The 26529-nt window shown below is 54.4% G+C and carries 24 protein-coding genes; 5 read left to right on the forward strand and 19 right to left on the reverse strand.

Going from position 1 to position 26529, the window contains the following annotated elements:
• Positions 1-186: 186 nt before the first annotated feature.
• The 12 genes from ACK28C_RS11595 to ACK28C_RS11650 all read right to left on the reverse strand — a co-directional run bounded on the left by ACK28C_RS11595 (position 187) and on the right by ACK28C_RS11650 (position 12309).
• The gene (locus ACK28C_RS11595) at positions 187-567 is read right to left on the reverse strand and encodes a hypothetical protein (RefSeq protein ID WP_015557201.1); all 381 of its coding nucleotides are present in this window, start codon (positions 565-567) and stop codon (positions 187-189) included.
• Between the two features lie 311 nt (positions 568-878).
• Positions 879-2030: a hypothetical protein gene (locus tag ACK28C_RS11600; RefSeq protein ID WP_208873914.1), complete on the reverse strand. Its 1152-nt coding sequence runs from the start codon at positions 2028-2030 to the stop codon at positions 879-881.
• A 562-nt stretch (positions 2031-2592) separates the two neighbouring features.
• Positions 2593-3366: a hypothetical protein gene (locus tag ACK28C_RS11605; RefSeq protein ID WP_208873913.1), complete on the reverse strand. Its 774-nt coding sequence runs from the start codon at positions 3364-3366 to the stop codon at positions 2593-2595.
• A 314-nt stretch (positions 3367-3680) separates the two neighbouring features.
• Positions 3681-4892 (reverse strand): hypothetical protein, encoded by a 1212-nt coding sequence (locus ACK28C_RS11610; protein ID WP_409152218.1) that lies wholly within the window; start codon positions 4890-4892, stop codon positions 3681-3683.
• Positions 4893-5300: 408 nt separating this feature from the next.
• Positions 5301-6311: an ankyrin repeat domain-containing protein gene (locus ACK28C_RS11615; RefSeq protein ID WP_409152219.1), complete on the reverse strand. Its 1011-nt coding sequence runs from the start codon at positions 6309-6311 to the stop codon at positions 5301-5303.
• Between the two features lie 196 nt (positions 6312-6507).
• Entirely contained in the window at positions 6508-6882 is a 375-nt protein-coding gene (locus ACK28C_RS11620) for a hypothetical protein (RefSeq protein WP_208873910.1), read from the reverse strand.
• Between the two features lie 102 nt (positions 6883-6984).
• The gene (locus ACK28C_RS11625) at positions 6985-7419 is read right to left on the reverse strand and encodes a hypothetical protein (RefSeq protein WP_208873909.1); all 435 of its coding nucleotides are present in this window, start codon (positions 7417-7419) and stop codon (positions 6985-6987) included.
• A gap of 1058 nt (positions 7420-8477) precedes the next feature.
• Positions 8478-8951 (reverse strand): hypothetical protein, encoded by a 474-nt coding sequence (locus ACK28C_RS11630; protein ID WP_409152220.1) that lies wholly within the window; start codon positions 8949-8951, stop codon positions 8478-8480.
• 53 nt (positions 8952-9004) lie between these two features.
• Positions 9005-9514, reverse strand: a complete 510-nt coding sequence (locus ACK28C_RS11635; protein WP_409152221.1) for a hypothetical protein — start codon at positions 9512-9514, stop codon at positions 9005-9007.
• Positions 9515-9739: 225 nt separating this feature from the next.
• Entirely contained in the window at positions 9740-10234 is a 495-nt protein-coding gene (locus ACK28C_RS11640; protein ID WP_208873908.1) for a hypothetical protein, read from the reverse strand.
• Positions 10231-10755 carry a hypothetical protein gene (locus ACK28C_RS11645; protein ID WP_208873907.1) on the reverse strand — a complete coding sequence of 175 codons (525 nt, stop codon included), beginning with the start codon at positions 10753-10755 and terminating at the stop codon, positions 10231-10233. The genes ACK28C_RS11640 and ACK28C_RS11645 overlap by 4 nt, the downstream gene beginning before the upstream one ends.
• A gap of 579 nt (positions 10756-11334) precedes the next feature.
• On the reverse strand, positions 11335-12309 hold the full coding sequence (locus tag ACK28C_RS11650) for an ankyrin repeat domain-containing protein (RefSeq protein ID WP_279369755.1): 975 nt from the start codon (positions 12307-12309) through the stop codon (positions 11335-11337).
• An 807-nt stretch (positions 12310-13116) separates the two neighbouring features.
• Between ACK28C_RS11650 and ACK28C_RS11655 the strand changes: the two genes are divergently transcribed.
• Positions 13117-14172: a hypothetical protein gene (locus ACK28C_RS11655; RefSeq protein WP_243440739.1), complete on the forward strand. Its 1056-nt coding sequence runs from the start codon at positions 13117-13119 to the stop codon at positions 14170-14172.
• Positions 14173-14579: 407 nt separating this feature from the next.
• Here the strand turns inward: ACK28C_RS11655 and ACK28C_RS11660 are convergent, their stop codons facing one another.
• From ACK28C_RS11660 to ACK28C_RS11675, 4 genes are all read right to left on the reverse strand, one after another.
• Positions 14580-14834, reverse strand: a complete 255-nt coding sequence (locus tag ACK28C_RS11660; RefSeq protein ID WP_208873905.1) for a hypothetical protein — start codon at positions 14832-14834, stop codon at positions 14580-14582.
• A gap of 1263 nt (positions 14835-16097) precedes the next feature.
• Positions 16098-16604: a hypothetical protein gene (locus ACK28C_RS11665; protein ID WP_208873904.1), complete on the reverse strand. Its 507-nt coding sequence runs from the start codon at positions 16602-16604 to the stop codon at positions 16098-16100.
• A complete protein-coding gene (locus ACK28C_RS11670; protein ID WP_208873903.1) occupies positions 16591-17109 on the reverse strand; it encodes a hypothetical protein in 519 nt (172 codons plus the stop codon). The genes ACK28C_RS11665 and ACK28C_RS11670 overlap by 14 nt, the downstream gene beginning before the upstream one ends.
• Before the next feature lie 38 nt (positions 17110-17147).
• Positions 17148-17516, reverse strand: a complete 369-nt coding sequence (locus tag ACK28C_RS11675; protein ID WP_015557199.1) for a hypothetical protein — start codon at positions 17514-17516, stop codon at positions 17148-17150.
• A 1044-nt stretch (positions 17517-18560) separates the two neighbouring features.
• Between ACK28C_RS11675 and ACK28C_RS11680 the strand changes: the two genes are divergently transcribed.
• From ACK28C_RS11680 to ACK28C_RS11695, 4 genes are all read left to right on the forward strand, one after another.
• Positions 18561-19040, forward strand: coding sequence for a CtsR family transcriptional regulator (locus ACK28C_RS11680; RefSeq protein ID WP_015557198.1), 480 nt, complete (start codon positions 18561-18563; stop codon positions 19038-19040).
• A gap of 36 nt (positions 19041-19076) precedes the next feature.
• A complete protein-coding gene (locus ACK28C_RS11685; RefSeq protein ID WP_015557197.1) occupies positions 19077-21554 on the forward strand; it encodes an ATP-dependent Clp protease ATP-binding subunit in 2478 nt (825 codons plus the stop codon).
• A 3-nt stretch (positions 21555-21557) separates the two neighbouring features.
• A complete protein-coding gene (locus ACK28C_RS11690) occupies positions 21558-22328 on the forward strand; it encodes a uracil-DNA glycosylase family protein (RefSeq protein WP_208873902.1) in 771 nt (256 codons plus the stop codon).
• Between the two features lie 390 nt (positions 22329-22718).
• Positions 22719-23588, forward strand: a complete 870-nt coding sequence (locus tag ACK28C_RS11695) for a radical SAM protein (protein ID WP_015557196.1) — start codon at positions 22719-22721, stop codon at positions 23586-23588.
• Positions 23589-23600: 12 nt separating this feature from the next.
• On the opposite strand, the gene ACK28C_RS11700 is transcribed toward ACK28C_RS11695, so the two are convergent.
• The 3 genes from ACK28C_RS11700 to ACK28C_RS11710 form a co-directional block, all read right to left on the reverse strand.
• Positions 23601-23738, reverse strand: a complete 138-nt coding sequence (locus ACK28C_RS11700) for an FAD-binding protein (protein ID WP_208874074.1) — start codon at positions 23736-23738, stop codon at positions 23601-23603.
• Positions 23739-23755: 17 nt separating this feature from the next.
• Entirely contained in the window at positions 23756-24403 is a 648-nt protein-coding gene (locus tag ACK28C_RS11705; protein WP_208873901.1) for a deoxynucleoside kinase, read from the reverse strand.
• Between the two features lie 253 nt (positions 24404-24656).
• Complete coding sequence (locus ACK28C_RS11710) at positions 24657-26465, reverse strand: diguanylate cyclase (RefSeq protein WP_409152222.1); 1809 nt, start codon at positions 26463-26465, stop codon at positions 24657-24659.
• Between the last annotated feature and the right edge of the window lie 64 nt (positions 26466-26529).

Raw genomic sequence — 26529 nt, forward strand, 5'->3', positions numbered from 1 at the left:
AGTAGCATAATCTGGGTAAACATCGCCTCCGACAGGCGATCCTGGGCGAGGTGGAGTAGGATCAATCGGCGGAATCACCCCCGGCAAATAAGGCTTAAAATAATCTAAAAAACCATCAAGAGTTTTTGAGAAAAAGTATCCAGCCACAAACCCAACAAAATGGAAAGCAATGCCAGGATTCATTTACTAAACACTCCTTTTCATCATTTTCAGATAGGCCCTGTAAACTATACAAGTCAACATCATTTCCTCTGCAAGAAGGCTTGCCATCTCAGCGACTGATTGAGTAATCTGACCAGAAAGCACTCCTACAGTCAACAAGGGAGTTATAATAAAGGCGAAAACAAAAAACTCCACCTTTGCCCAAAGCACACTATGAAAAAAATATACTTTAAGAGTAAATAAAAATACTAAAAAAGCGAACACACTCGCGAAAATCTTTGCTCCAAATGAACTTGACGTATTGAATATTGTTTCAAACGGGCGAAAGAAGACATAAAGATGAAAAAAGAAAAATTCAATTTCATGATCGAACATTTTGTTCCACCAATACTTGATAGTCATCATCGAACATTTGACCCTTTCTGTTAAGTTAAAACACACAGCGCGAAACCTCCCTTCCTCCAGGCCGCTTCGCGCTGTCGATTTCAGGAATTCGTGGTTGTTCAGGTCTGTGCGTCGCCGCGGCGTTTCCGAGTTACCCTTCCGAGTTGCAACTCTGTACCCAACTGAATTATAAAAACGATGTATCGCTATCCTATCAATAGATATGGCGTCCTGTCAAGGGGGAACAAGAAGTTTTTTCTGAAAAGACACTCAAAGCATGGACATCCGTTGCAGTAGGCCCGCAGAAGGGGCATAAGGAAGCCAGCCTCCAATTACGCCGCAAAGGCAGGGTCCATCAGGATGTCCAGCCTGCCCGGCTTCACAACGTTGCCCTCCGCGTCCTTCTCCGGCTCCGTCACCTTGTACTCCACGTGCTCGAAGAACGGCTTCAGGTGCGTCTGTGCCAGCAGCCCCGCCTCCATGTCCCGCACGAGGTCCGCGTAGAGCTCCTTCAGGATTGGCGCTGCCGTGTTGTTGGGGTTCGGCCCGTCCACGCCGTTGAAACCCTCGCCGAAAAACTGCTCCAGAAACGCCAGCTGCCGCGCGTCCATCTGACCGCCGCGGCTTCCTGGCTCCACGCCCTCCACTCCGGCCCACTTCTGAAGGAGGGACTCGAAAATCTGTCCGCGCTTCGACGGGTCCTTCTCCGCCGCGTACTGCTCCACCAGCCCGCGCAGCGCACCGCTTCCGTCGCGGACCATGGCCTGGTGCAGGTCGTGCATGTTTCCGAACCCCATGAGGTCGGGCAACGCCGCAACGTCCTTGGGGACATCCAAATACTCTCCGGGAATGGAGTACATCGGGACGCTGTACGGCAGCACCTCCGCGATCGTGCCCGTACTCCCATCCTGCCATGTAAAACTTCCCTGATTGCGGATCGATCCGCCCGACTTCCAGAGTGCACGGTCCGCCTCGCGCGCCTGGTCCTTCAGGGCCAGCACCCGCTCCTCCCACGTCAGAGACGCCCAAGGGTCAGAGGTAGACACCGTGGACGTGTTGCCGCCGCTTCCTCCACCGTTATCGACTACCGTGACCGGGTCTTGGGACTGACCTGACGAATTGGATGGAGGCGGGCAGTTCAGGCTCTTGATCCCGGCGTCGGCCAGGCTCGCCATCTTTCCCTCGCCCGTCAGGACCTTCAACGAGGCGTAGACCTCGTCGGCGGCGTCGATCTTCCCGTCTCCGTTGGAGTCGTACGCCCTCAGGGCGTCGAAGCCCGTGAGGGCCAGGGACCCATCCGGCAGGGTCATGACGTCGCCGAACAGCTCGCTGCCATTGTCCGCCTTACCGTTGAAGTTCTTGTCCAACACCAGAAAGGCATCCGTCTTGTCGATCCACCGCGTAAACTCGTGGAACCCGTTGGCGTTCAGGTCAAAGAACGCCGCGTTCTTCAGCTCTACCTTCCCGTCACGGTTCAGGTCCAAGACTAATGGGTCACGGCGGGTGGGGGTGGCTTGAGGAGCCCGCCAATCCCTTGGAAGGCACAGACACAAAGGAGAGCATCCGCATTGAGAAAACAAAATGTGCCCGGCCCAAGTCGTTGCTGTCCCCCAAATAGATCCTAAAGCCGATCCTAAAGCACTCCCTATGACGCTTCCAACATAGCCACCTACAAATATCCCCACAGGTCCGCCTGCACTCCCGTAACTTCCTCCCAACACCTTACCTTTCCAAGCCCCCGAAACCCCTCCAGTTAGGACTCCCAATTTCCATCCTTGCCAAAGACTGGCTGACAAACCCGCACCACATCCACAATCTGCCATTCTTAGTATCCTCCCTCATCGTTTTCTTTAGTAGCAATACTTCCTCTGAAACCCCAACCACAGACAAATTTTTTAAGCTACGGCAAATACAGGCTTCAAACGATTTTGTTGCACCTGACGGGTGCTAAGCACAACGTTCGTTCGATACCAGGCAATAAGATGATCCGTCATCAGTAAGCGTGTCGTAACCTGTGGATGGGGGGAAAAACCTAAAAACAACCCCTTATTCTTTCAAAATAAAATTCAATGAAAAATACTCAAAACATATCCATCTCATTACAGCAGTACTACGCCAACACAACATCCAATCAGAAAACAATGCAGAAGTAAAAAAATCAGTGGCAAAAACAAACACAGTCCGGAGGACTATCGTATATAGCAATATATCTACAGCAATGATCAAGAAAAGCGATAACCACTTTTTCCTGGTTTGCTGAACCGGACAGCCAAAAATTCTGTACCTCAACCACAATGAACATAGCAAGGAAAGCAATGAGTTTACAAAATAAAACACAAAATATAAAACAAAAATAAAATAAATCCCCCCTTGTTGTTCCCGCATGCCCCGCATGCCTATAATGGAAAAAATTAAACTGGATAATAAAAGTGGTGTTATGGCAACAAGATTTACCATAGAATTTTGAGCCGAGTGATTGAAAATCCTCAAACATAATAAACATAGCAAAGACAAAAACGGAGCTATTAATAATATTAAAAATAAAACAAAAATAAAATAAGGTTCCCATTGCTGATACAGCAGGCCAGAAGTATAATAAATTAAACTGGCACATAAAAGATATTCTATTATCTTCCATCTCCTCAAAGAACGACTTTTTGTTCGAGCATTTTTATTTCCCTCAGAAGCAAAACACACAGCGCGAAACCTCCCTTCTCCGGGCCGCTTCGCGCTGTCGATTTCAGGAATTCGTGATTGTTCAGGTCTGCGCGTCGCCGCGGCGCTCCCATTTACCCTTCCGAGTTCCAAGTCTATATCCATGAAGCATAACAACGATGTGTTTTTATCCTATCAAGGTTGCCAGGCTGTGTCAAGAGGGGGAACAAGAAGTTTTTTCTGAAAAGACACTCAAAAACATGAACATCAGCTGAAACCAATTCGCGTTGTTTAATAGGATTACCTCCCCTGCAAGGGGAGGTGGTTCGCGTCAGCGAATCGGAGGGGTTGTTTCTCAGGCTCAACACCCCTCAGCCCCTGCGGGGCAGCCCCCCTTTCAGGGGGTCCTTTCTTGCCCTTTAGACGCAAATTGGTATGAAACAGACCCGAAGAAAGGGGATAAAGAAGCCAATCTCTAATTACGCCGCAAAGGCAGGGTCCATCAGGATGTCCAGCTTTCCCGGCTTCACGACGTTGCCCTCCGCGTCCTTCTCCGGCTCCGTCACCTTGTACTCCACGTGCTCGAAGAACGGCTTCAGGTGCGTCTGCGCCAGCAGCCCCGCCTCCATGTCCCGCACGAGGTCCGCGTAGAGCTCCTTCAGGATCGGTGCTGCCGTGTTGTTGGGGTTCGGCCCGTCCACGCCGTTGAACCCCTCGCCGAAAAACTGCTCCAGAAACGCCAGTTGCCGCGCGTCCATCTGGCTGCCGCGGCTCCCTGGCTCCACGCCCTCTACTCCGGCCCACTTCTGGAGGAGGGACTCGAAAATCTGCCCGCGCTTCGACGGGTCCTTCTCCGCCGCGTACTGCTCCACCAGCCCGCGCAGCGCCCCGCCCCCGTCGCGGACCATGGCCTGACGCAGGTCATACATATTTCCGAAGCCCATCAGGTTGGGCAACGCCGCAATGTCCTCAGGGACTTCCAAGATTTCGTCCGGGATGGAGTACATCGGGATGCGGTACGGCAACGCCTCCGCCATCGTGCCCGTGCTTCCATCCTGCCATGTAAAACTTCCCTGATTGCGGATCGAACCACCCGATTTCCAGAGCGCACGGTCCGCCTCGCGCGCCTGGTCCTTCAGGGCCAGCACCCGTTCCTCCCACGTCAGCTTCGCGAGATCGTCCTGGGACAGCGTCGGCGACATGTCTGCGTTCACGGCCTCCGAGGCCACGTTCAGGCTCTTGATCCCCGCGTCGGCCAGGCTCGCCATCTTTCCTTCGCCCGTCAGGACCTTCAACGAGGCATAGATATCGTCGGAGGCGTCGATCTTCCCGTCTCCGTTGGAATCATACGCTTTGAGGGCGTCGAAGCCCGTGAGGGCCAGGGACCCATCCGGCAGGGTCATGACGTCGCCGAACAGCTCGCTGCCATTGTCCGCCTTGCCGTTGAAGTTCTTATCGAGCACCAGAAACGCGTCCGTCTTGTCGATCCACCGCGTAAACTCATGGAACCCGTTGGCGTTCAGGTCAAAGAACGCCGCGTTCTTCAGCTCCACCTTGCCATCCCGGTTCAGGTCCAGGACCAACGGGTCGCGGCGGGTGAGGACAGCTTGACTATCAGGCCACGCTCCATATTTCTCATGATATAATAGACGGTAGAATTCCCAATTTCTTTTATCGCCCAATTCCTTCATTCGAGGCAGGGCGTCTTTATTCATTTTATAAGCCTGATGAATAAGATTTATCCCAGACAAACCCCAACTTGCCCCATTAACAACTAAATCCATAAGACCTCCAATAAAAACTTCTCCTTTATCAATAACTTCCCAAAGAAAATCCCCTAAATTTTTTAGCCCGTCAATCAAAAAAGTCCCTATCATTTACCTTCACCTCTCTAACGGATTTTTCTGTCAATATATAAAACAACGACAATAAACATCGCACCCCACATGACCAGGAATTCTCCGCAGGTTGGTATTTTGTCACCAATGGGAGTTATGGAATACATAACGAACATCGTACTTCACTCCCTTTTCTCCAGAAACACCCCAAAAATCTATCCAAGACTGCCTATCCTGAAGATAATTCGCTCACCGTTCATTTCAGAACGGCCAGTACCAAGGCTTCCACCTCTTGCCACCGACGCTCTTGAGGTATTCCGCAACCATCGTATTCCTACACATCTCGGCCATGTCGAGCGGCGTTCTCTTTTTACCTTGACTGCGTAGAGCGTTGACCTCAGCCCCGGCCTCGACCAGGGCTTTCGCCACCTTCAGGAAGTCGGTTCCATCCCTTCCCGTGCGCTTCAGCATCTCGCTGAAGCTCTCCCATTCTCCCGAAGGTCTTTGGTCTGTCAGGGTTATTCCCGTTGCCATATGTAAAGGCGTTACACCCTCCATGCGGACATTTGGATTGGCCCCACGCTCCAGCAGAGCGGACACCACCCGCGGCAGCCCCATGCCGGAAGCGAAACAAAGAGGCGTCACTCCTTCGTTGTTGCTGGCGTTGACCTCAGCTCCCGACTGAATCAACAGGAGCGCCACCTCATCATCCGATCCCAATACTGCATCATGCAGCGCCGTATTTCCTTTCTTATCCTTGATATTTGGGTCCGCACCTGCACTGAGCAGAACCTCCAGCAGCCGTGGAATATCCTTCAAATCCCCCTGCTGGATTTGGTTGCGGATTTCCCTGTCACTGCAAAGCAGCGCTGCAATGTGCAGCGACGTCGTTCCGTCACAATTCCGGGCATTGGCCAGGCTCATATCCTCCAACAACAGAAGGTTCACGATCTCAAGCGTCTTCTCCAGAGGGCAGCCCTTCATCGGGCCAATCATGGCACAGTGCAAAGCGGTCATATCCCCGTTAGCCCTGTGTCCGGGGTTCGCCGAGGCACGGAGCAGCAGGCGGACAACATCAGGGTCTCCCCTCTTGACGGCTATGAACAGGGGCGTCCACCCGTAAGAATTCTCCTGCTCAATATCCTGCCCTTTCTGAATCGCAGCCTCTATCTCCGCAATGTCGCCGCTCTCGACCAAGGTAAAAAAGTCATCCTTGCCAATAGCGCCAAGGGCCGGCGCTGCCAAGCCCAAGAGCCAAAGGATGGACGCCACAAAAAAACACGCGCTCGCTGCAGATAACTTCCGTCGCAAGGACTTTCGCCTCCCGCTTCTTCTGAATTTTTCAGCCGTTCGTCGTTTTTGCATTTTAAAAGAGAGGATAAAGAGGCTCGTATCCCCTAAGATTTTCAAAAAGGAACATCGTAATTTTCAAGAAGCCAAAACCTACCACCATCAATAAACCAGTTACTCATTGTGATTTTTCCTCCCTTTTACGAGCATCGAGTACGGCCCGGAAAAAAATGATGTTTACTATAAATAGCCACAAGACCATAGAAATATCATAAAGAAAATCCCCTTTCCGTTCGATACAAAAATAGTAAATTGCAATGGGAAGTGAAAGACAAAAAACATGACCCCAAAAAATCCCTCTTAATATAACATAGTCATTAAACAACACACCTTTAAGCAGTATTACAAAAATCAATAAAGCTAATATTGAAATTATAGCTTTATACAAAAAGTGTATTTCCCTTCCAGAGTTTAATAAAAAATGCAACATTGGAACAAGGTAAGAAAAATAGATTAAAAATAACTCTATTTTGTAGTTGAATATTTTCATCATCTTTAACCACTCCTTTATTTATAGAAAGCCAAAGCATGTATTAAAGAAAAACTCAACTTCATACTCAAATGTGCCCACACAGAATAACGCGGAACCTATTTATTATTCTAAAATGACCCTTCCTGAAAAATAATAAAGCAATATCCACCTCATTGAACCACGCCATAAAAACCTCCATTGAGAGAAAAACGCAGATATAAAAAAATCAGGGGCACAAATACGCGTAACCTCAACAACGATTTTATAAAATAAAATATCCACAACAGCGATCAAGAAAAATAACAATATTTTTTTACGGGTTTGCTGAATAGGATGACCAAACAACCCATATCTAAACCATAGTGAACAGAGCAGAGAAAGCAAAGAAGCGACTAAAAAAAACATGAAATACCACGTAAATATCAGGTAAGGATCACCCTTCACAAGTATAACGGCAGCAAAATAATCCGCTAAAGGGCATAACGTTATTCCTTTCCACCTTCTCAAAGAACGATTTTTTGTCCAAGTATTTTTATTTTCCTCAGAAGCGAAACACACAATGCGAAACCTCCCTTCTCCGGGGGCGCTTCGCGCTGTCGTTTTCAGGAATTCGTGGTTGTTCAGGTCTGCGCGTCGCCGCGGCGCTCCCGTTTGCCCTTCCGAGTTCCAAGTCTATATCCATGAAGCATAACAACGATATATTTTTATCCTATCAAGGTTGCCGGGCCGTGTCAAGAGGGGGAACAAGAAGTTGTCGTTGATTTTCTGAAAAGAAGATCAGAGGTATGAACATCGACTGAGGTTTATAAAGAAGGGCTGCCAGCTCCTGAAGGGGCACGACCGAGCAATCCCTCCGGCCCGTTGGGCCACCTCCCCTTGCAGGGGAGGCAAAGCAAGCGGCGCGTTTTTAGGACCCCAGTTTATTAGGCTCCCCGAAAGGGAGGGGTAGGGGCGGCGAGTGTTTTTCATAAGACGCGTCTGTCTGACATTCCCCGCCAACGCCTCCACAAGGCAATCCATTGCCTTGTTTCGGCACAGCCGATCAACGCAGCTCCGCAATCGCTGACGCGATTGCATAAGCTGCGTCGTCTGGCTGAACTGCGGAAGTCCCCCGGACTTCCTTCGCCCTCAGCCGACCGACACGACGTCGACCGCCTGTCGGCGTCCGTAAGTCGTGTCGTCTGGCTGAGCTTCGGAAGTCCCCCGGACTTCCTTCGCCCTCAGCCGACCGACACGACGTCGACCGCCTGTCGGCGTCCGTAAGTCGTGTCGTCTGGCTGAACCCCTCCGCCGCCTGCGGCGGCACCTCCCCTTGCAGGGGAGGCGTCGGCTGCCTCCACCATGAATTCTATCGTTGCAATATTTGTTTAATATAAAATAGCTTCCTACAGCATCGGTTGCTGTTCCAACAACACCTATACTAAAAGCTCCCGGCACTGTACCTCCAGGAATTATACCCTCACCGATAAAAGCTCCAACTACAACTCCTCCTAAAAACCCTGCTATTTTTCCCCCATAGCCATGATCCTGCATAAACAGTAGCACCACCAATGAGTAATCCAGCTAATATCCCTAATAACGTCATTTTTCCTCATCTCTTTTCTTCAAACTTATATTTAAAATGTGAACCCCTTCCGCCGAATCATAAAATGAAAGCTCGTAGTTCTAAGCTTGTCATCATACATACAGGACAAGGTAATCTCAAGTTCACCATGCCGCCAGTAAGCTATAAAATCTTTTACATCCCCCATAAATTCCAACTGAGGTCGGATATTCCCCTCTAAGGCGACATCCTCAGGGCCAATTAGGGAACTCAACTCATCCTTGGCTTTCTGATAACGATCAAACATTTCGCGCGACATTTCCTTAAATGAATCTACAATCTCGCTATAGGCAGCAAGCATTGGCTGACCATCGCGGACAGCACAACACACAACACCATCCTCCCAACGCCAATAAGGTATTCCGTGTTCAACAAAAAGTGGCTGCCCCCAGCTGTCCAGAACTTTTTCTCCTCCTATCTCAAAAAGAGGGTATACTTTGTCGTACACAGCCAACGCATCAGGTTGAACAGCTCCTGCAATGGACACGAGAACAGATAGCACTTAAAAAAAACGAACCGCTGATTTTTATCAATTCTCAATCACTTCCCTAGAGGGACTTTGAAATTCTTGTTAAATAACACAATGCTCACCACGCCCAGCTCCCGATCTTTAAAAAACATATGGTTTATTCCAAGCTTTTGGTCCCCTTTATACCAGCTTGCAATACCTCTGCTGTCACGGACAGATGTCCCAAATTTTTCTGTCAACGCCTGCAATATTTCGTTATAGCGCACTTCATAACGCTTTGTCCCCTTATGCATTTCCAAATACATTGATGCCATACATCGATCATGGTGGTACATACAATAAAAACGATAAGAGGAGTTATCGGGGAAAATATTCCAGAAGTACATGGGTTCAGCCCCCATTCGCTCAACTCCCTCCGGTTCTCCCATAACCGCATTAACCTCAGTTTCTGACAAGCCATAAAAACGGTTTATCTTTCGGTATATCTCATCGACAGAAGGGGCTTTAGGCAGTGAAAAAACTTTCCATCCCAACACAAACAAGAGCCCCGTCATAAAACTCATCAAAAAAGTTTTTCGCATCGGCATCTTCTCCTCAAACACTTATTTGCTGTTCCAAAATTTATCTTAATGTTCAGACAATACGGTCAGCTTTCCTTTAGCAATCCTAACAGCCTGGTTTTGCCAAGGTACAAAACAACAGCTGACTGATCTTCGATGTCTGTTGTCTTTGAATGCTGTAAAGATAAGCGTTCCCCATAAGACCCCTCCTGCTTGACATCCTGTCCTTCCACCGCGTAAACTCGTTCACTGATGTCTCATGAGAATGAATTGTAATGTAGTCGTCTGCATCTGTTGATTGTAAAAACACAGCCATCCAAACCGTAAACTGTCCTTCATCCAAACTCTACTGATACTATCAACCCCCTGAGCTTTTATTTCCCCCTTCTGATCTATATATCCCTCTCCCAATATGGACGCGAAACCATCCTTAAGGTAGTGATATCGTTCCAATAATTTTGAATCCATTTTTTCGACAGAATCAGCTATTTCCACATAATAAGCGATATTGATACCATCCGTCTCTGAAATATAAGAAAGTTGCCCATTCCCCCACCGCCAAATTGGAATGTCATTCTCTTCAAATATAGGTGAACCCCATGTCGACACATAAACGCTTCCCCCCGAAGAGAATAATGGAATCAGTTTCTGATAGATTTCATTTGCATTTGGCGCAAAAGCCCAACCTGTTTGAGCACAAAATATTAATAATATCATAACAATATTTCTGCTAATTTTCATTTGTCCATCCCATCCTTAGATAAAACGAAATCTTTTTCATTAACTGCAATTCCAACCCCAGCTTGCTCCGTCCCTGGTAAAATCATTCGAATAAGTCCAATTTTTTCCTCTCCCCTAGACCATACAAGAAAACCCTTGTTGTCCCTTACAGGTGTTCCCAGTTTTTTCGACAAACCTTTCAATAACACCTGATATCTTTTATCAGCTTTCTTCGCGCCATAGAAATATTCCATATAAAATACGGCTACGCATTTATTCTCTTCAAAAACACATTCAATAGAATTATCTGAGAAAAAATATTTATCTTTGTTGTCAAACTCCCAGGTATAAAAACCTGATGATGACTTTTCTCCGTGCCGTCCCATTATCCTATTAACATCTTCCAAAGAACGGGCATAAAGGCGATGCACCATTCCATAAATCACCTCTGCATTTGGGGCAGATGGAGAAAATAATTGGAAAATACCCCATAAAGCTGACGCTCCAACAAAAAGAAACAAAAGAATTTTTCGTTTTGACATCTTCAAGTCGCCCTCCCACAGAATCAAACGTCGTCTCTCATATCATCCGGTTTCATCAAAAATTCCTGTTCTCCTTCAATCAAAAGCAGGCTCTAGAGCTTCTAGTGCACCACCACCAATAACAATACTAACATCCTTCATATCGTAAAACGGCATTATTCAATCCTCCCCCGATGTTATTCAAAATTAATTATTAAAATTGACACAGAACACATACCCCACAACATGGCCCAAATCAGTTGTTCCGTAGAAACATGATAAAAAAATGATATCAATACACCCCAGAATATGCCATATAGAGTAACTACAACGAATTTTAGCCATGATGGCCAATGAGATGGCAAAAAATAATAGCGAATATAAGTAAATAGAATCCAGGAAACACTATAAAAAACAATGCCCATTCGAGCATATGGTTCCATTGGAGCATGGTGCCCTATTCCTCGGCAAGATGCGAATGAAGAAAACAACAGAATAAATCCTCGTACAAACATTTCTTCAAAGGACAGCTCTCCCAAAGATGCCCAGAAAATACGCCATAAGTCGCCCCACCTGAAGGGAATTCGATCGCCACTCATTTCAGAACGGCCAATACCAGGGCTTCTTCTTCCTGCCTCCGACGCTTTTCAGGTATTCCGCCACGATTGTATTTCCTCCCTCCTCCGCCATATCAAGCGCCGTCCCCCTTTCGCCCTTCTCAGATTGCTTCAAGTTATTTAAAGCGTTGACCTCTGCCCCGGTCTCGACCAAAGCTTTTGTCATCTTCAGAAAGTCAGTTCCATCCCTTCCTGTACGCTTCAACATCTCGCTGAAGCTCTCCCATTCTCCCGAAGGCTTGCGCCTCAAAAAGCTTATTCCTGTCGCCATGTGCAAAGGTGTCATACCCTCCGTGCGGACATTTGGATTGGCCCCACGCTCCAGCAGAGCGGACACTACCCGCGGCAGTCCCATAGCCGCGGCACCCCAAAGGGGCGTAAGTCCTTCATTATTAACAGCGTTGACGTCAGCTCCAGACTGAATCAACAGGAGCGCCACTTCCTCATCTTCCCCTAACGTCGCCTCATGCAGCGCCGTATTTCCTTCCTTATTCTTGATATTCGGATCCGCTCCTACGCTGAACAGAACCTCCAGCAGTCGTGGAATATCCTTCAAATCCCCCTGCTGGATTTGGTTACGGATTTCCCTGTCACTGTAAAGCAGCGCTGCAATGTGGAGCGGCGTCGTTCCATCACGATTCCGGGCATTGGCCAGGCTCATATCCTCCAACAACAGAAGGTTCACGATCTCCAGCGTCTTCTCCAGAGGGCGGCCTTTCGCTAGGGCGATCATGGCACAGTGCAAAGTGGTCATGTCCCCGTTAGCCCTGTGTCCGGGCTTCGCTGAGGCACGGAGCAGCAGCCGAACGACATCGGGGTCTCCCCTCCTGATGGCCATGAACAGGGGCGTCCAGCCGCTCTCGTTCTCCTGTTCCAAGTCCTGTCCGTTCCGGATCACCGCCTCGATCTCCGCAATGTCGCCGCTCTCGACCAAGGCAAAGAAGTCATCCCTCCCCATAGCGCCAAGGGCCGGCACTGCCAAGCCCAACGACAAAAGGAAGGACGCCACAAAAAAACACGCGCTCGCCGCAGATAACTTCCGTCGCAAGGACTTTCGCCTCCCACTTCTTCTGAATTTTTCAGCCGTTCGTCGTTTTGCCTGAATTTTAAAGAAGAGCGCGAACCCTCCCTTCCTCCGGGTCGCTTCGCGCTGTCGATTTCAGGAATTCGTGGTTGTTCAGGTCTGCGCGTCGTGACGGCGCTCCCGTTTGCCCTTCCGAGTTCCAAGTCTATATCCATGAAGCACAAAAACGATGTATTTTTATCCTATCAAGGTTGCCGGGCCGTGTCAAGAAGGGAAACAAGAAGTTTTTTCTAAAAAGACGCTCAAAAACATGAAGATCAGCTGATACCAATTCGCGTTTAATATGGATTGCCTCCCCTGAAAGGGGAGGTGGTTCGCGTCAGCGAATCGGAGGGGTTGTTTCTCAGGCTCAACACCCCTCAGCCCCTGCGGGGCAGCCCCCCTTTCAGGGGGGCCAGAAAGCGCACTCTTCTTTTCGCCTCCCCTGCAAAGGGAGGTGGCCCAAAGGGCCGGAGGGGTCGTTTCTCACGCCCAACGACAACCCCTCAGCCCCTGCGGGGCAGCCCCCCTTTCAGGGGGGCCAGAAAAGCGCGCTCTTCTTTTTGCCTCCCCTGCAAGGGGAGGCAAAACGCAGCAAGTCTGGAGTTTTTGAGCCCCTTTCTGATCAAACTCTCCTGAGCTCTGCTATACTGGTACAGGGAAAGCCTGAGTGCGCGGCAAATCACGAAACGAGGTGACGTCATGGGCGGGAAGAAAAAAGACCCATCGGAGAAGGCCACCAAAGAACCGCGACGTGATGACTTGCTCTGGAAGGACCTGCTGGCCAGGTTCTTCGTCCCTATGCTTCACTCTTTGCTGCCCGACCTGGCCAGAGACCTCGACGAGAAACGGGACGTCGTTTTCCTCGATAAGGAACTGCGCCGGCTGGCCCGCTTCACCCAAAGGCCGGAGGGCGGCGAGCCGGACGGGAACCGATTCGTGGACCTCCTGGCAAACGTCCCCCTCCGCGCCAAGGAAGACGCCTGGGTCCTCCTTCACGTGGAGGTGCAGGGCCGGGGCGGGAACGAAGACTTCCCCCTGCGGATGCACCGCTACCGCGGCTTGCTGGAGGGCCGTTACCGAAGGCACGTCAGTGCCCTGGCCCTCCTCATCGAGCCCCTGTCGGAGGCGCAGTCCTGCGGGGTCTATTCCTGGGAGGGCTACGGCACGCGGGTGAAGTACGAGTTCCCCATGTTCAAGCTCTATGAGGGGGACGAAGAGGCCCTGAAGGCGAGCGACAACCCCTTCGACTGGGCGCACCTGGCGGGCTTGAGGGCGTGGAAGAGCCGGAGCAGCGAGCCGAGGAAGCTGAGTTACCTGAAGGAGATGCTGAAGCTTCTGGACGAACGGGGCTGGCCCCACGCGGACAAGGCGCAGCTGCTGGTGTTTATGGAAGGCGTGATTCACCTGACGGAGGACGAGAGCTCAAGAGAATACGAAGAGTGGGAAAATACTTTGGAAGAGGCGAAGGAGGCGGGACGGATGTACGTCAGCATCATGGAGCGTAAGGGTATTGAGAAGGGCAGGATAGAGGGCATCCAGCTGGGCGAGGCAAGAGGCATTAAGTTGGGTGAGGCAAGAGGCATTAAGTTGGGTGAGGCAAGGGGCATTAAGTTGGGTGAGGCAAGAGGCGAAGCCAGGGGCATCGCCTCCACGGCGCGGCGGATGCTGGTGCGGGGCGTCCCGTTGGAGCAGGTCGTTGACTTCACCGGGCTGTCCCGTGGTGAGGTGGAGGCGCTGAGGGGGGAGATGGACTGATTGTTGGCCCTCCTGCAAGGGGGACTGCCCCGCAGGGGCTGGGGGGGTATTTTTGAGCGCAAGAAACAACCCCTCCGGCCCTTCGGGCCACCTCCCCTTTCAGGGGAGGCGTCGGCTGCCTCCATTGTCCGCCTTGCCGTTGAAGTGCTTGTCCAGTAGCAGAAAGGCGTACGTCTTGTCGATCCACCGCGTAAACTCGTGGAACCCGTTGGCGTTCAGGTCAAAAACGCCGCGTTCTTCAGCTCAACCTTACCATCCCGGTTCAGGTCCAGGACCAACGGCTCAACACGGGTGGGGGTGGCATCAGATATAAGCCAACGAAAAAATATATCGTCTAGCTCATATCCAAATACTCATCAAAAATATCAAAACCAATCACTCCTAAAGGAATATTCCGCCAAAAAGCCTTATATTTTATTGCCATCTTCTTCCGCCTCTCCACAATTTAAACAAATAATTTTTTTCACCGAGGCCACTAACAAACACATAATGACTAATAAGATTAGTCCAGAAATCACCCCCGAAATAATTCTAACTGCAATAAAATTATCTTCATTTAGAACAAAAATTACTGCAATAAGGTAAAGTAGCATTGATATTGCTATTTTTTTTAAATCCCGAGCCTTGATCAATAAAATATGTCGATACTTTGCTGCGAACACTGATTCTGACTTAGAATTTAAGTAACTATACAGCCCTAAAAGACTTACGACACTAAAATTGATCATTAAAAAGAAAATTGCCAATGTAATAAAAAGAAATGTACTAAATGGTGATTCAATAAACTCGATAGACTTTGCCAATAAGACTATTCGAATCACTATTAACGCATTATTTCCCTCTATTTGGGATAAATCACAAAATACCTATCTCGTAACATTCTTTTGTTTCATATAAAAATAAAGAAACCATGACTCATTCAAAATAACCAAATACCAACACATACTGGTAATACTAAGGAGCGAAGAAATCCCTTTTAATTTTGCAAACAGTATCGTAATGATCCCAATGCTGTAAACAAAAAAGAAGGTCTTAGAAAAATGCGATCGTATTTTTACAACCTCATTATCATGTTCTTTTAACTTCATAATTTCGCCTCCCACTTCTTCTAACTTTTTCAGCCGTTCACCATCCTGTAGGGATTTAGAAAAAAGAGCGCGATACGTCCCTTCTTCCGGGCCGCTTCGCGCTGTCGATTTCAGAAATTCGTGGTTGTTCAGGTCTGCGCGTCGCCGCGGTGCTCCCGATTGCCCTTCCGAGTTCCAAGTCTATATCCATCAAGCATAACAACAATATTTTTTATCCTATCAAGGTTGCCAGGCCGTGTCAAGAGGGGGAACAAGAAGTTGTCGTTGATTTTCTGAAAAGAAGATCAGAAGTATGAACATCGACTGAGGTTCATACAGAAGGGCTGTCAGCTCCTGAAGAGGCACGATCGAGGGGTTGGATTGGAACGCACAAACAAAACACCCCCCTCTCACTCCGTTCGGCCACCTGATGAAGAAACCAGCCGACCTGCACAACTCTCCCCTTCGGGGAATCGCTGGCAGTCTGGCCGTCCCCTTTCAGGGGAGGCGTCGGCTGCCTCCATTGTCCGCCTTGCCGTTGAAGTTCTTATCGAGCACCAGAAACGCGTCCGTCCCGTCGATCCAACGGGTAAACTCATGGAACCCGTTGGCGTTGAGGTCAAAAACGCCGCGTTCTTCAGCTCAACCTTGCCGTCCCGATTCAGGTCCAGGACCAACGGATCAACACGGGCAGGGGAACTTTGGCTGTCAGCCCAAGCAATCATTTTTTTATTAAATTTTGCACGATCAATTATTGGCTTTGCATATAATAAACCCGTACTAGGTCCTCGAGGATTTTTTTATTCCAAAAACATATTCAAAAAAACAAAATATTTCTCCCCCTTCTCTTCCTACTTGTTATTGTCGACGAATAATAAGTTGCAGTGCGGTATTTTGAAAATGTTTGTTGTAAAAACATATCCAGCCAAACTGTAGATTGTCCTTCTTCCACATAGTAGTAAGGCCTTTAATAGGCTGGTTATTCATCTCCAAATTCGCTTCCATTTCCACCCCCTTCATCTTTAAAATGGAGGCAAAACTCTTCTTAAAACGTCTATACTTCGCCAAGAGCCTGGAATCCATTACGTCAATTGAATCTGCCGTCTCTGTGTAAGAGGCAACTTCTGCTTGCCCTTTTTCAACAATACAGCACAATATCCCACCTTCCCATTGCCAGTATGGAATACCCTTCTCTTCAAACGTAGGATTTCCCCAACTTTTTAAGACTTCTGAAACATTTTCCGTTATAAACAAAGAATTCAACTTCTGATAAATTTTCACTGGTTCCACAGCCCAAGCTGACTCATTCCCTAACCACAAAAAAATAAAGAAACACAACTCAAACTTTAATCTAAATGGTTTCATTATAAAAATCCTTTTTCTTTATTACAACAAACACACCTGTCACTTCCTTATCATGAAAAAACAATTGCATGATACCCAGTTTCTTTTCTTCCATAAACCAACTAAGGAAACCCCGGTCATCCCTCACAGCAGAGCCTAATTTTTTTGACAACCCTTTCAGTATTTCGTCATATCGTTTAGCAGCCTGTTTTTTGCTCTCGTAAATTTCTGAATAACTTACAGCCATGCAATAACCATCTTTAAAAACACACACAATACTATTTTTATGAAAAAAATTATTATCTCCAGAGTCAAATAACCAGGCATATCCTTCCTTCGGTACCTTAAGCTTATCACCTGGTTTCCCCATTATTTTATTAACGTCATCTATAGAACGAAAATAAAGGCGGGTTACCATTTTATAAATACTCTCCGCATTTGGGCCAGATGGAGAAAACATCTGGGAAATACCCCACAAAGCCATCACTCCAACAAAAAGAAACAAAAGAATTTTTCTTCCAGACATCTTTAAGCTCCCAACAAAATCAATGCTTTTTTATTTTTCTATAACCACGTAGAAGGATGACGCGGGTCACACATCAGGAAACTCAAGGGCATGATCAGGCCCAGCCCCAAGACAATCGCCGGAATAAAAAAGTAAATCCCGGGAAGATCATGCATCCAAAACCACAGCCCCAGCGAAACGGCAAGGGGAGATAAAAAGGCTATCCGATTTGCCGTATTTATCTCCACCACCCCCAACATTTCCAAGACGAGGCTCAAAAACCACCAAAACGTGATCGACGCAAGGAAGCCCACGGTCCACCAGACACTTTCGGAGGAAAACATCAACGGCCCGCCACCAATCAAAGCCAAAATCAAGCGTATCCATTTTTTCTCAGAGGGAAACACAAGAGCAAGAAAATCCATCATGCATCCTCCTTCCTTAGATAGATATACATAAATAAACAAAAAGCGTAAAGCAACTTTCCTACCTCAATACATTGTGGTAGGCCGCTTCGCGCTGTCGATTTCAGAAATTCGTGGTTGTTCAGGTCTGCGCGTCGCCGCGGCTCTCCCGATTGCCCTTTCGAGTTCCAAGTCTATATCCATGAAGCACAAAAACCATATGTTTTTATCCTATCAAGCTTACAAGGCCGTGTCAAGAGGGGAAACAAGAAGTTGTTGTTAATTTTCTAAAAAGAAGATCAGAATACGAACATCAACTGAGGTTCATAAAGAGGGGATGCCAGCTCCTGATACCAATTCGCGTCTAATGTGGATTGCCTCCCCCGAAAGGGGGGCTGGCGAGCTCCGAAGGGGCTGGGACTGACGGCCCGTGAGCGGTAGCAAACGGCAGCCGGAAGGCTCCCCGAAAGGGAGGGGTAGGGGCGGCGAGTGTTTTTCATAAGACGCGCCTGTCCGACATTCCCCGCCAACGCCTCCACAAGGCAATCCATTGCCTTGTTTCGGCACAGCCGACCAACCGGCCGCCACAATCCTCCCGAAAGATCGGCTTGCGTGAGGCCGGTCGTCTGGCCGAGCTGCGGAAGTCCCCCGGACTTCCTTCGCCCTCAGCCGACCAACCGGCCGCCGCAATCCTCCCGAAAGATCGGCTTGCGTGAGGCCGGTCGTCTGGCCGAACCCCTCCGGCCCGTTGGGCCACCTCCCCTTGCAGGGGAGGCAAGGCAAGCAGGGCGCGCTTTTGCCCCCCTGCAAGGGGGGCTGCCCCGCAGGGGCTGGGGGGTTGTTTTAGGGCGTGAAAGACAACCCCTCCGGTTCGCTAGCGCGAACCACCTCCCCTTGCAGGGGAGGTGAACCCCTCTCCTGGTCTGTCACTCGACACGTAGCCCCAAACGGCCTCTATCGGCATTTTTAGTTATTGATTATCACTGACCATAAGGATAGAATGAGGCCCTGTCGGATCGTCGGCTTTGACTTCGGGATTCGGCCAACCACGGAACGGAGGTAAGGGGTATGCCCAACTTGACCCTGGCCATTGAAAAATACATTCAGGAGCTCTTCGAGACGGAGACGGAACCCTCCGTCTCCCTCCGGCGCAAGGAGCTGGCGGAGTTTTTCGGCTGCGTGCCGAGCCAGATCAACTACGTCCTGCGGAGCCGCTTCACGCCAGAGCGCGGCTTTTTGGTGGAGAGCCAACGGGGCGGGCACGGGTACATCCGCATCCTGCGCATCTCCTGCGAGGAGCCGGAGGAGCGCCTGAAGCACGTCGAGGACATCGTGGGGGACTCCATCTCGGAGCAGGACTGCCGCCGCCTCCTCCAGTCCCTGCAGGAGCGCGGCCTCATTACCGTGCGCGAGCGCCTTCTGATCGAGGTGGCGCTGCGGCACGCCGACGAGATGGGACGCAGCGATTTCGACCTGTCCCAGCACAAACGAAGCGTCATTCAGGCGGAGATGCTGAAGAGGATGCTGCGGGGCCTGATGCTGGCCTGAACGCACGCCGTTTTTTCACACTAAGGAGAGCATGACATGTGGCAATTTTTCACGGAACGAGGCAAGAGAGTCATCCAGCTGGCCCACCACGAAGCGCTTCAGATGGGGCATCCCATGGTGGAGCCGGAGCACCTCCTGGTGGGGCTGGCGCAGGAGGGCGGCGGCATCGCCTGTCGCGCCCTGATCGAGTTGGACGTGTCGCCTGAGAGGCTGTGCACCCACATCCGGGAGATCATGGGGCGATCCCAGCCCGCGTCCAGGCCCATTGACCTGCCGCTCAGTCCGCGCATGAAGAGGGCGCTTGAGCTGTCCATGGTCGAGGCCCGCAAGATGGGCGTCAACTACGTCGATACGGAGCACATCCTGTTGGGCGTCCTGGCGGACGAGAGCAGCATGGTGGTCCAGCACTTCCTGACGATGGGGATCACCAGGGAGGCCGTCCTGAAACAGGTGACCACCATCATCGAAGCCAGCGCAGTGAGCGCCGGGGGGGGCCAGGGGCAGAACGTGGAGCTCCTGACGGACCGGCTGAAGCGGCAGAGCAGGAGCCGCACGCCGACGCTGGATCAGCTGGGAGTGGACTTGACCCGGAAGGCCCGCGACGGCGAGCTCGACCCCGTCATCGGGCGCGAGCGGGAGATCCGCCGCGTCATCCAGGCGCTGTGCCGACGCACGAAGAGCAACCCCGTCCTGATCGGCGACCCCGGCGTCGGCAAGACGGCCATCGTCGAGGGGCTGGCCCAAAAGATCGCGTCGGGCGCCGCGCCGGACCCCCTGAGGGAGAAGCGCATCATCCAGCTCAACACGGCGAACCTCGTGGCGGGCACCAAGTACCGGGGGGAGTTCGAGGAGCGGCTGCGCCGCATCGTGAAGGAGCTCTCCGACTCCGGCGAGGTCATCCTCTTCGTGGACGAGGTGCACACCATCGTCGGCGCCGGCAGCGCCGAGGGGGCAATGGACGCGGCCAACATCCTGAAGCCCAGCCTCTCGCGCGGGAAGTTCCAGATGATCGGCGCGACGACCCAGGCGGAGTACCACAAGTACGTGGAGCGCGACAGCGCCCTGGAGCGCCGCTTCCAGCCCATCCTGATCGAGGAGCCCGGCATCGAGGACTCCGTCAGCATCCTGCGTGGGCTCCGGGACCGTTACGAGGAACACCACCAGGTCACCTTCACGAACGACGCCCTCCAGGCTGCAGCGAGCCTCTCCTCGCGCTACGTGCAGGACCGCTTCCTGCCGGACAAGGGCATCGACCTCATCGACGAGGCCGGGGCACGGACCCGGCTTCGGTCGCTGGACCCGCCGGAGTCCGTCCGGGAGCTGGAGCGCCGCCTCGCGGACACTCAGCGCCAGAAGGAGGAAGCCGTGCTGAATCAGCAGTTCGAGCGCGCGGCGCAGCTGCGCGACGAGGAGCACGCCCTGGCGGACCAGCTCGAGGCTGCGATGGAGGAGTGGCGCAGCGGACGGAGCGAGGCGCGCGTCGAGGTCACGGGCGAGGACATCGCCGAGGTGGTGGCGGAGATGACGGGCATCCCGGTGAAGCAGCTCACGGAGACGGAGACGGAGCGACTCCTGCGCATGGAGGACGAGATATCCTCCCGCCTGATCGGACAGGACGAGGCGGTCAGCGCCGTGGCGCGGGCCATCCGCCGCGCGCGCACGGGCCTCCACGACCCGCGGCGGCCCATCGGCAGCTTCCTGTTCATGGGCCCCACCGGCGTGGGCAAGACGGAGCTGGCCCGTTGCCTGGCCCGATTTCTCTTCGGACGCGAGGACGCCATGATCCGCATCGACATGAGCGAGTTCATGGAGAAGCACGAGGTCTCGAAGCTCCTGGGCGCCCCCCCCGGCTACGTGGGGCATGAGAGCGGGGGGAAGCTGACGGAGGCCGTCCGGCGACGGCCCTACTCCGTCATCCTGTTCGACGAGATCGAGAAGGCCCACGCGGAGGTCTACAACGTCCTGCTGCAGATCCTGGACGACGGGCACCTGACCGACGGCCAGGGACGCAGGGTCGACTTCCGCAACACGGTCATCATCATGACGAGCAACGTCGGCGCGAAGGAGGCCCAGCAGGGCAGCGCACTGGGCTTCGGCTCCGCGGAGGCGTCGGAACAGCGAAACTGGGAGCACCAGAAGGCCGTCATCATGGAAGAAGCTCAGCGCACCTTCCGGCCGGAGTTCCTGAACCGCATCGACGAGATGGCCGTCTTCCGTCCCCTGTCGCGGGACAGCCTGCTGCGCATCGTCGACGCCATGCTGGCGGAGCTGGACGGTCGGCTGAAGGGACAGGGACTCTCCCTGGACGTCAGCGTGGGGGCGAAGGAGAAGATCCTGGAGAAGGGCTTCAAGCCGAAGTACGGCGCCCGCCCCCTGCGCCGAGCCATCCAATCCCTGCTGGAGGACCGACTGGCCGACTCCCTACTGGCGCGGAAGTTCGCGGACGGCACGCGCATCGACGTCGACGTCGAGGACGGGGAGCTTCGCCTGGCCCCTCACGGCGCGAAGGACTGACCGGTGCCGACAACCCGGGACGCGGCCTCCGTCGAGGCACAGCTCGCCGCCGCGCGGAAGCTGAGGGCGGAGGTGGACGCCATGAGCTTCGTCCCGCCTGCGGCGGCCGTCTACGACCCCCTGGACTACGCCTGGGACGCCTTCTCGGCCTACGTGAGGCGTTTCGGACGGGGGCGGAAGCGCGTGGTGTTCCTGGGGATGAACCCCGGCCCCTGGGGCATGGCTCAGACGGGAGTGCCCTTCGGCGAGGCCGCCGTCGTCCGGGACTGGCTGAAGCTCGACGTCCCCTTGAACGGCAGGCCGGCCCGTCCGCACCCCGCCTATCCCGTGGAGGGCACCGCCTGCAGGCGTTCCGAGGTCAGCGGCCGCCGCCTTTGGGGACTCTTCTCCGGGCGCTTCGGGACCCCGGAGGGCTTCTTCGCAGAGCACTTCGTCGTCAACTTCTGCCCGCTGCTCTTCATCGCCCCCTCCCCGCGCAAAAACGGGACGGAGGGAGGGCGCAATCTCACGCCGGACCGCCTGCCTCCGGAGCTCCGGACGGCCCTCTATGCAGCGTGCGGCGAGCACCTGCGCGCCGCGGTCCACGCCCTCTCCCCCAGGTGGGTCGTCGGCGTGGGGGCCTTCGCCGAGGCCCGTGCGCGGGAGGCGCTCTGCGGCACAGACGTCCAGGTCCTGCGCATCCTTCACCCCAGCCCGGCCTCCCCCGCCAGCAATCGGGACTGGGCGGGGACGGTCACCCGCCAGCTCTCGGAGGCGGGGGTCTGGCAGGCCTGAGCGAGACGTTTGGCGCTGAAGTTCCGTTTTTGAATTACCGAGCTCGAACGGAATAGAAAGCTGAAACAAGGGAAACACTGATTAAGTTGTTGAGAACTGTCAACCGTATGGGCTCCCTCAGTGCCTGAAACTTCATCAGGTCGTGCGAAGCGCGTGGGGATTGGGACTGACGGCCCGTGAGCAAGGGCGAACGGCTGCCGGAAGGCTCCCCGAAGGGGGGGCGTAGCCCCATTTTAAAATTTCAGGGAAACGCTGAAGGATACCCTTTGTTTGATGCTCCTTGATTGCTTTCAACAACTTTTGAAGATTAATCAGCGCTTCCCAAGGGAAAGGGGGTAGAGGCAGCGCGTCCTTCGCCTCTACGGGGGCGACGGATCGCTTGCGGCGCGGATGGGCACGACGTCACGCTGGTGGAAGCGCGATGAGGATGGGCGCGTCGCCTGTGGCCTGTGTTTTCGCGGGTGCCGCATCACAGACGGGGCCGCAGGGGCTTGTGGCGTCCGCCTCAACCACGGGGGGACGCTCCTCTCGCCCTGGCTCGGACGGTTCTGCGCGCGGGCCGTGGACCCCATCGAGAAGAAGCCCCTCGCCCACTGGCGGCCCGGCAGCCTCATCTACTCGCTGGGAAGCCTGGGCTGCACGATGGACTGTCCCTTCTGCCAGAACTGGCGCATCGCCCGACCGGCAAAAAGCGTCTACGGCGCCTACGCCTCCGTCCCGTTCCTGCCGCCGGAGGCGCTGGCGAGGGAGGTCCGGGGCCTGGGGCTGGACGCTCTGGCCCTCACCTACAACGAGCCCACCCTTCAGGCGGAGTACCTCCTGGAGGCCGCTCCCCTGCTGAGGGAGGCGGGGATCGCGACGGTCCTCGTCACGAACGGGGCGATGTCGGAGGAGGCGGCGCGGGACCTCCTGCCATGGATCAGCGCGGCGAACGTGGACCTCAAGGCGTTCACGCCGGAGGGGTACCGACGGCTCGGCGGGGACCTGGAGGCCGTGAAGCGGACCGTCGCCCTATGGGTGCGGGGCGGCGTCCACGTGGAGCTGACGCACCTCGCCGTTCCCGGACTGAACGACGACATGGCGGCCTTCGCGGCGATGGTGGGCTGGATCGCCTCCCTGTCGCGAGACATCCCCCTGCACATCACGCGCTGTTTTCCCGCGCGGCGCCACGACGCACCGCCCACGTCCCGCGCCCTCCTGCGCCGCATGGAGGACGCAGCCCTCGCAGAGCTCGCGCACGTACACCTCGGAAACGTGTGAGCCCTCAGGTAGCTACAGCCTGAGCAACATCCCACTGGCCGCCGCCTGGACGGTGCCGCGGCGCAACCCCTTATCGGCGATCCGAACCTTTTTGCCGTGGCGCGCCAACTCCGCCGTCACAAAGACGCCTGCGGGGCCTGCGCCAACGATCGCGGCGTCACAGGTCCTTACGGCTGTGCGGCCCCCGCAAAGCGCTCCGGGAAGAAGGCCTTCACGTCGTCCAGGAACCTCTCCACGCGCTCCGGCGTTTTGATGAAGGCCGGGTCCGCCAGGTCCAGCTCCAGGACGTTCGGGATCTGCATCTCCTTGCGCACGAATTCGAGGAACGGCTGATAGGCGTCGAAGAGCAGGCGCCAGTACTCCACCCCGGCGTCGATCTCGTCCTGACGGCCCCGTGCCCGAATGCGGCGCAGGATCTCCTCAAAGGGGCAGCGCACCAGGACCAGGAGCCGCGGGGACGCCGTGTTCCGCAGGAGGGAGTCGTAGAGCGTCAGGTAACAGCCGAACTGGCTGTCCGTGAAGTAGTGCTGCTTGTAGTAGAGCGTGGCGTAGACCTTGTCGCCGAAGATGCTGCGGTCCATGATGTAATCGTTTTCCTCCGACGCGCAGAGGTACTGCGCAAAGCGCGTCACCAGGAAGTTCAGCTGCATGGGGAACGCCCACCGCCTGTCGTGGTGGAAGCGGCTCAAAAGGTCGTGCTGGTCGCGAAACTCCTCCGGCATCACCTTGAACCCCAGGCGCTCCGCCAGCAGGTCCACCACCGTGGACTTGCCACTCGCCGTCATGCCCTCAACGATGATCTGAATCTGTCCCAAATCCACACACCATCCTAAATAAGGGAAGCGCTGATCAACTCGAAAAGTTGTTGAAAGCAACCAAGGATCATCAAAGTAAGGTATCCTTTAGCGCTTCCCTAAAATTTTAAAATGGGGCTACGCCCCAATCCCCACGCGCTTCGCGCGGCCTGATGAAGTTTCAGGCACTGAAGGGAGCCCATATGGTTGACAGTTCTCAACAACTTAATCAGTGTTTTCTAAAGATCGCCTACGGCCGGGTCAGCCCAACCGTCTATCGGCCCTCTCCGTCCTCCGCCGTCACGGCGCGGTTCCCGCCGTTCCGCTTGGCCCTGACCATCGCGTCGTAGGCCGCGCCCACCAGGCTGGAGAGGTCCATCTCCGCGCGGAACTGTGCGATGCCGACGCTGAGCGTCAGGGCGCCCTCCACACCCAGGGAGCTGCTGTGCGCCACGTCCCGCATCGAGTCCGCCAGGAGCCGCGCCGCCTCGGAAGAGCGGGGCGTCAGCACCATGAACTCGTCCCCTCCCCACCGCCCGATGACGTCCTCCACGGCGAGGAGCCCCTGACAGAGGGCGATCAGCGTCTTCAGGATGAGCTCTGCCGCCACGTACCCCCGGCTCTCGTTCAGGCGCCGGAAGCCGTCGATGTCCATGATCATCAGGCTGAGGGGCGTCTTGTCGCGGACGGCGCGCTCCATCTCTCGTGACAGGACGCGCTCCATACCCTGGCGGTTCAGGACGCCGGTGGAGCGGTCCGTCACGGCGGCACGCTGCAGCTGCTCCTGCGTCCGGCGCAGGAGCGTCACGTCCTCACACGTCAGGAGCGCAGCGCGAAACCCGGCCCATTCCAGAGGCCGAACGCTGACCTCAAGCCACGTCAGGTCCCCGTCCCGGGACGAGAGGCGGCAGGAGAGGCGCCCTTCGCGGGCCTGCAGCACGCTGGGGAACTTCTCGTGAAAGTCCTCGTTGGGGGGGCCGTCCCTCGGGATCAGGCCGAGGAGACGGCAGCCGACCACCTTCTCCCTGGCGTCCAGCGCGAGGATGAAGGGCGCGTTGGCCGCAAGGCATACCCCCCGCTCGTTCACCACGGCCGCCGGGACGGCGAAGGCGTTCAGTATCCCCGCCCGCTCGGACGGCTCCACCGGAGGTTCGGCGGCAGGGGTCGGCGGCTCCGGGGCGTCCGACGGCTGCGCGGGCTGCCGGAGCTGCGGCACCTGCACGGGGAGGACGCGCACCACCACCCCCGCCAGGCCGCCGTTCCGCTCAAGGGGCGCCGCAGTGAAGCTCCACAGCCGGTCCCCCTCGCTGTGGCGCTCTTCGATCTCCACGCCGCTGGTCTGACCCAGTGCGGCCGCCGCCAGGACGTCGTGGAGGGACTTGTCCGTCTCTGACCGAAGCGGGGGGTAGTGTGCCCCGACCTCGCAGCGATGGCCCAGGACCCGCAGGGCGAGGGCGCTGTACCCCTGAGAGGCGTAGATCAGCGTGCCCTCCCGATCCACAACGCAACAGAGCAGCCCCGGACAGCAGTCCAGAACGCGGCTCCACTCGCCGCGCTCCCATCCGTCCTCCGGCTGCTCCCGGAGGTTCACCCACTCCGTCACGTCCACGCCGACGACCTGGAGGGCGGGTTCGCCCCGGACGTCCATCGCGGAAAACTCCGTGTCCATCCAGATTCCGGTCCCATCCGGGCGCGCCAGGGGCACCACCGCGGCCACGGGCTCTTTCATGGCGTCGCGCAGCAGGCCGCGCATCGTCTCGATCTGTCCCAGGGGGCAGCGCGACAGAAGGCTTACCGGCGCGCCCCCTTCGGGGTCCCGCCCCAGAAAGATCTGCATCCCGCGGTTCATGAACAGAAACGCGCCCCTCACGTCCACGAAGGCGTACAAAAAGGCTCCGCTGTCCGCCAGTCCCCGGTAGAGTCGATCCAGGTCCTCAAACGCTGCGGCGTCGAGTTCGTACCGCTCCCTCATCCGCTCCAACTCCTGAACGCGGCGGTGGAGACCACGGTCGTCGTCCGACGCCAGGTTCGCCGGACCCTTCGCCGCCCTCGATCGGGCGGGGTCGATCCCTCTGTCTGCCATGAGAGCACCCTTCCTTCCCGTCGGGACCGCCCGCGCGGGCGGTCCCGCTCACGCGATTCCTGAT

It is taken from the genome of Fretibacterium fastidiosum (assembly GCF_964642095.1).
Lineage (GTDB): Bacteria > Synergistota > Synergistia > Synergistales > Aminobacteriaceae > Fretibacterium > Fretibacterium fastidiosum.

What these genes read in the sequence shown, in the direction of transcription:
- ACK28C_RS11595 (WP_015557201.1), bottom strand. Translation starts at nt 567, where the DNA reads ATGATGACTATCAAGTATTGGTGGAACAAAATGTTCGATCATGAAATT.
- ACK28C_RS11605 (WP_208873913.1), bottom strand. Translation starts at nt 3,366, where the DNA reads ATGGATATAGACTTGGAACTCGGAAGGGTAAATGGGAGCGCCGCGGCG.
- ACK28C_RS11610 (WP_409152218.1), bottom strand. Translation starts at nt 4,892, where the DNA reads ATGAAGGAATTGGGCGATAAAAGAAATTGGGAATTCTACCGTCTATTA.
- ACK28C_RS11620 (WP_208873910.1), bottom strand. Translation starts at nt 6,882, where the DNA reads ATGATGAAAATATTCAACTACAAAATAGAGTTATTTTTAATCTATTTT.
- ACK28C_RS11635 (WP_409152221.1), bottom strand. Translation starts at nt 9,514, where the DNA reads ATGCGAAAAACTTTTTTGATGAGTTTTATGACGGGGCTCTTGTTTGTG.
- ACK28C_RS11640 (WP_208873908.1), bottom strand. Translation starts at nt 10,234, where the DNA reads ATGAAAATTAGCAGAAATATTGTTATGATATTATTAATATTTTGTGCT.
- ACK28C_RS11645 (WP_208873907.1), bottom strand. Translation starts at nt 10,755, where the DNA reads ATGTCAAAACGAAAAATTCTTTTGTTTCTTTTTGTTGGAGCGTCAGCT.
- ACK28C_RS11650 (WP_279369755.1), bottom strand. Translation starts at nt 12,309, where the DNA reads ATGGGGAGGGATGACTTCTTTGCCTTGGTCGAGAGCGGCGACATTGCG.
- ACK28C_RS11655 (WP_243440739.1), top strand. Translation starts at nt 13,117, where the DNA reads ATGGGCGGGAAGAAAAAAGACCCATCGGAGAAGGCCACCAAAGAACCG.
- ACK28C_RS11665 (WP_208873904.1), bottom strand. Translation starts at nt 16,604, where the DNA reads ATGAAACCATTTAGATTAAAGTTTGAGTTGTGTTTCTTTATTTTTTTG.
- ACK28C_RS11670 (WP_208873903.1), bottom strand. Translation starts at nt 17,109, where the DNA reads ATGTCTGGAAGAAAAATTCTTTTGTTTCTTTTTGTTGGAGTGATGGCT.
- ACK28C_RS11675 (WP_015557199.1), bottom strand. Translation starts at nt 17,516, where the DNA reads ATGATGGATTTTCTTGCTCTTGTGTTTCCCTCTGAGAAAAAATGGATA.
- ACK28C_RS11680 (WP_015557198.1), top strand. Translation starts at nt 18,561, where the DNA reads ATGCCCAACTTGACCCTGGCCATTGAAAAATACATTCAGGAGCTCTTC.
- ACK28C_RS11685 (WP_015557197.1), top strand. Translation starts at nt 19,077, where the DNA reads ATGTGGCAATTTTTCACGGAACGAGGCAAGAGAGTCATCCAGCTGGCC.
- ACK28C_RS11695 (WP_015557196.1), top strand. Translation starts at nt 22,719, where the DNA reads ATGGGCACGACGTCACGCTGGTGGAAGCGCGATGAGGATGGGCGCGTC.
- ACK28C_RS11710 (WP_409152222.1), bottom strand. Translation starts at nt 26,465, where the DNA reads ATGGCAGACAGAGGGATCGACCCCGCCCGATCGAGGGCGGCGAAGGGT.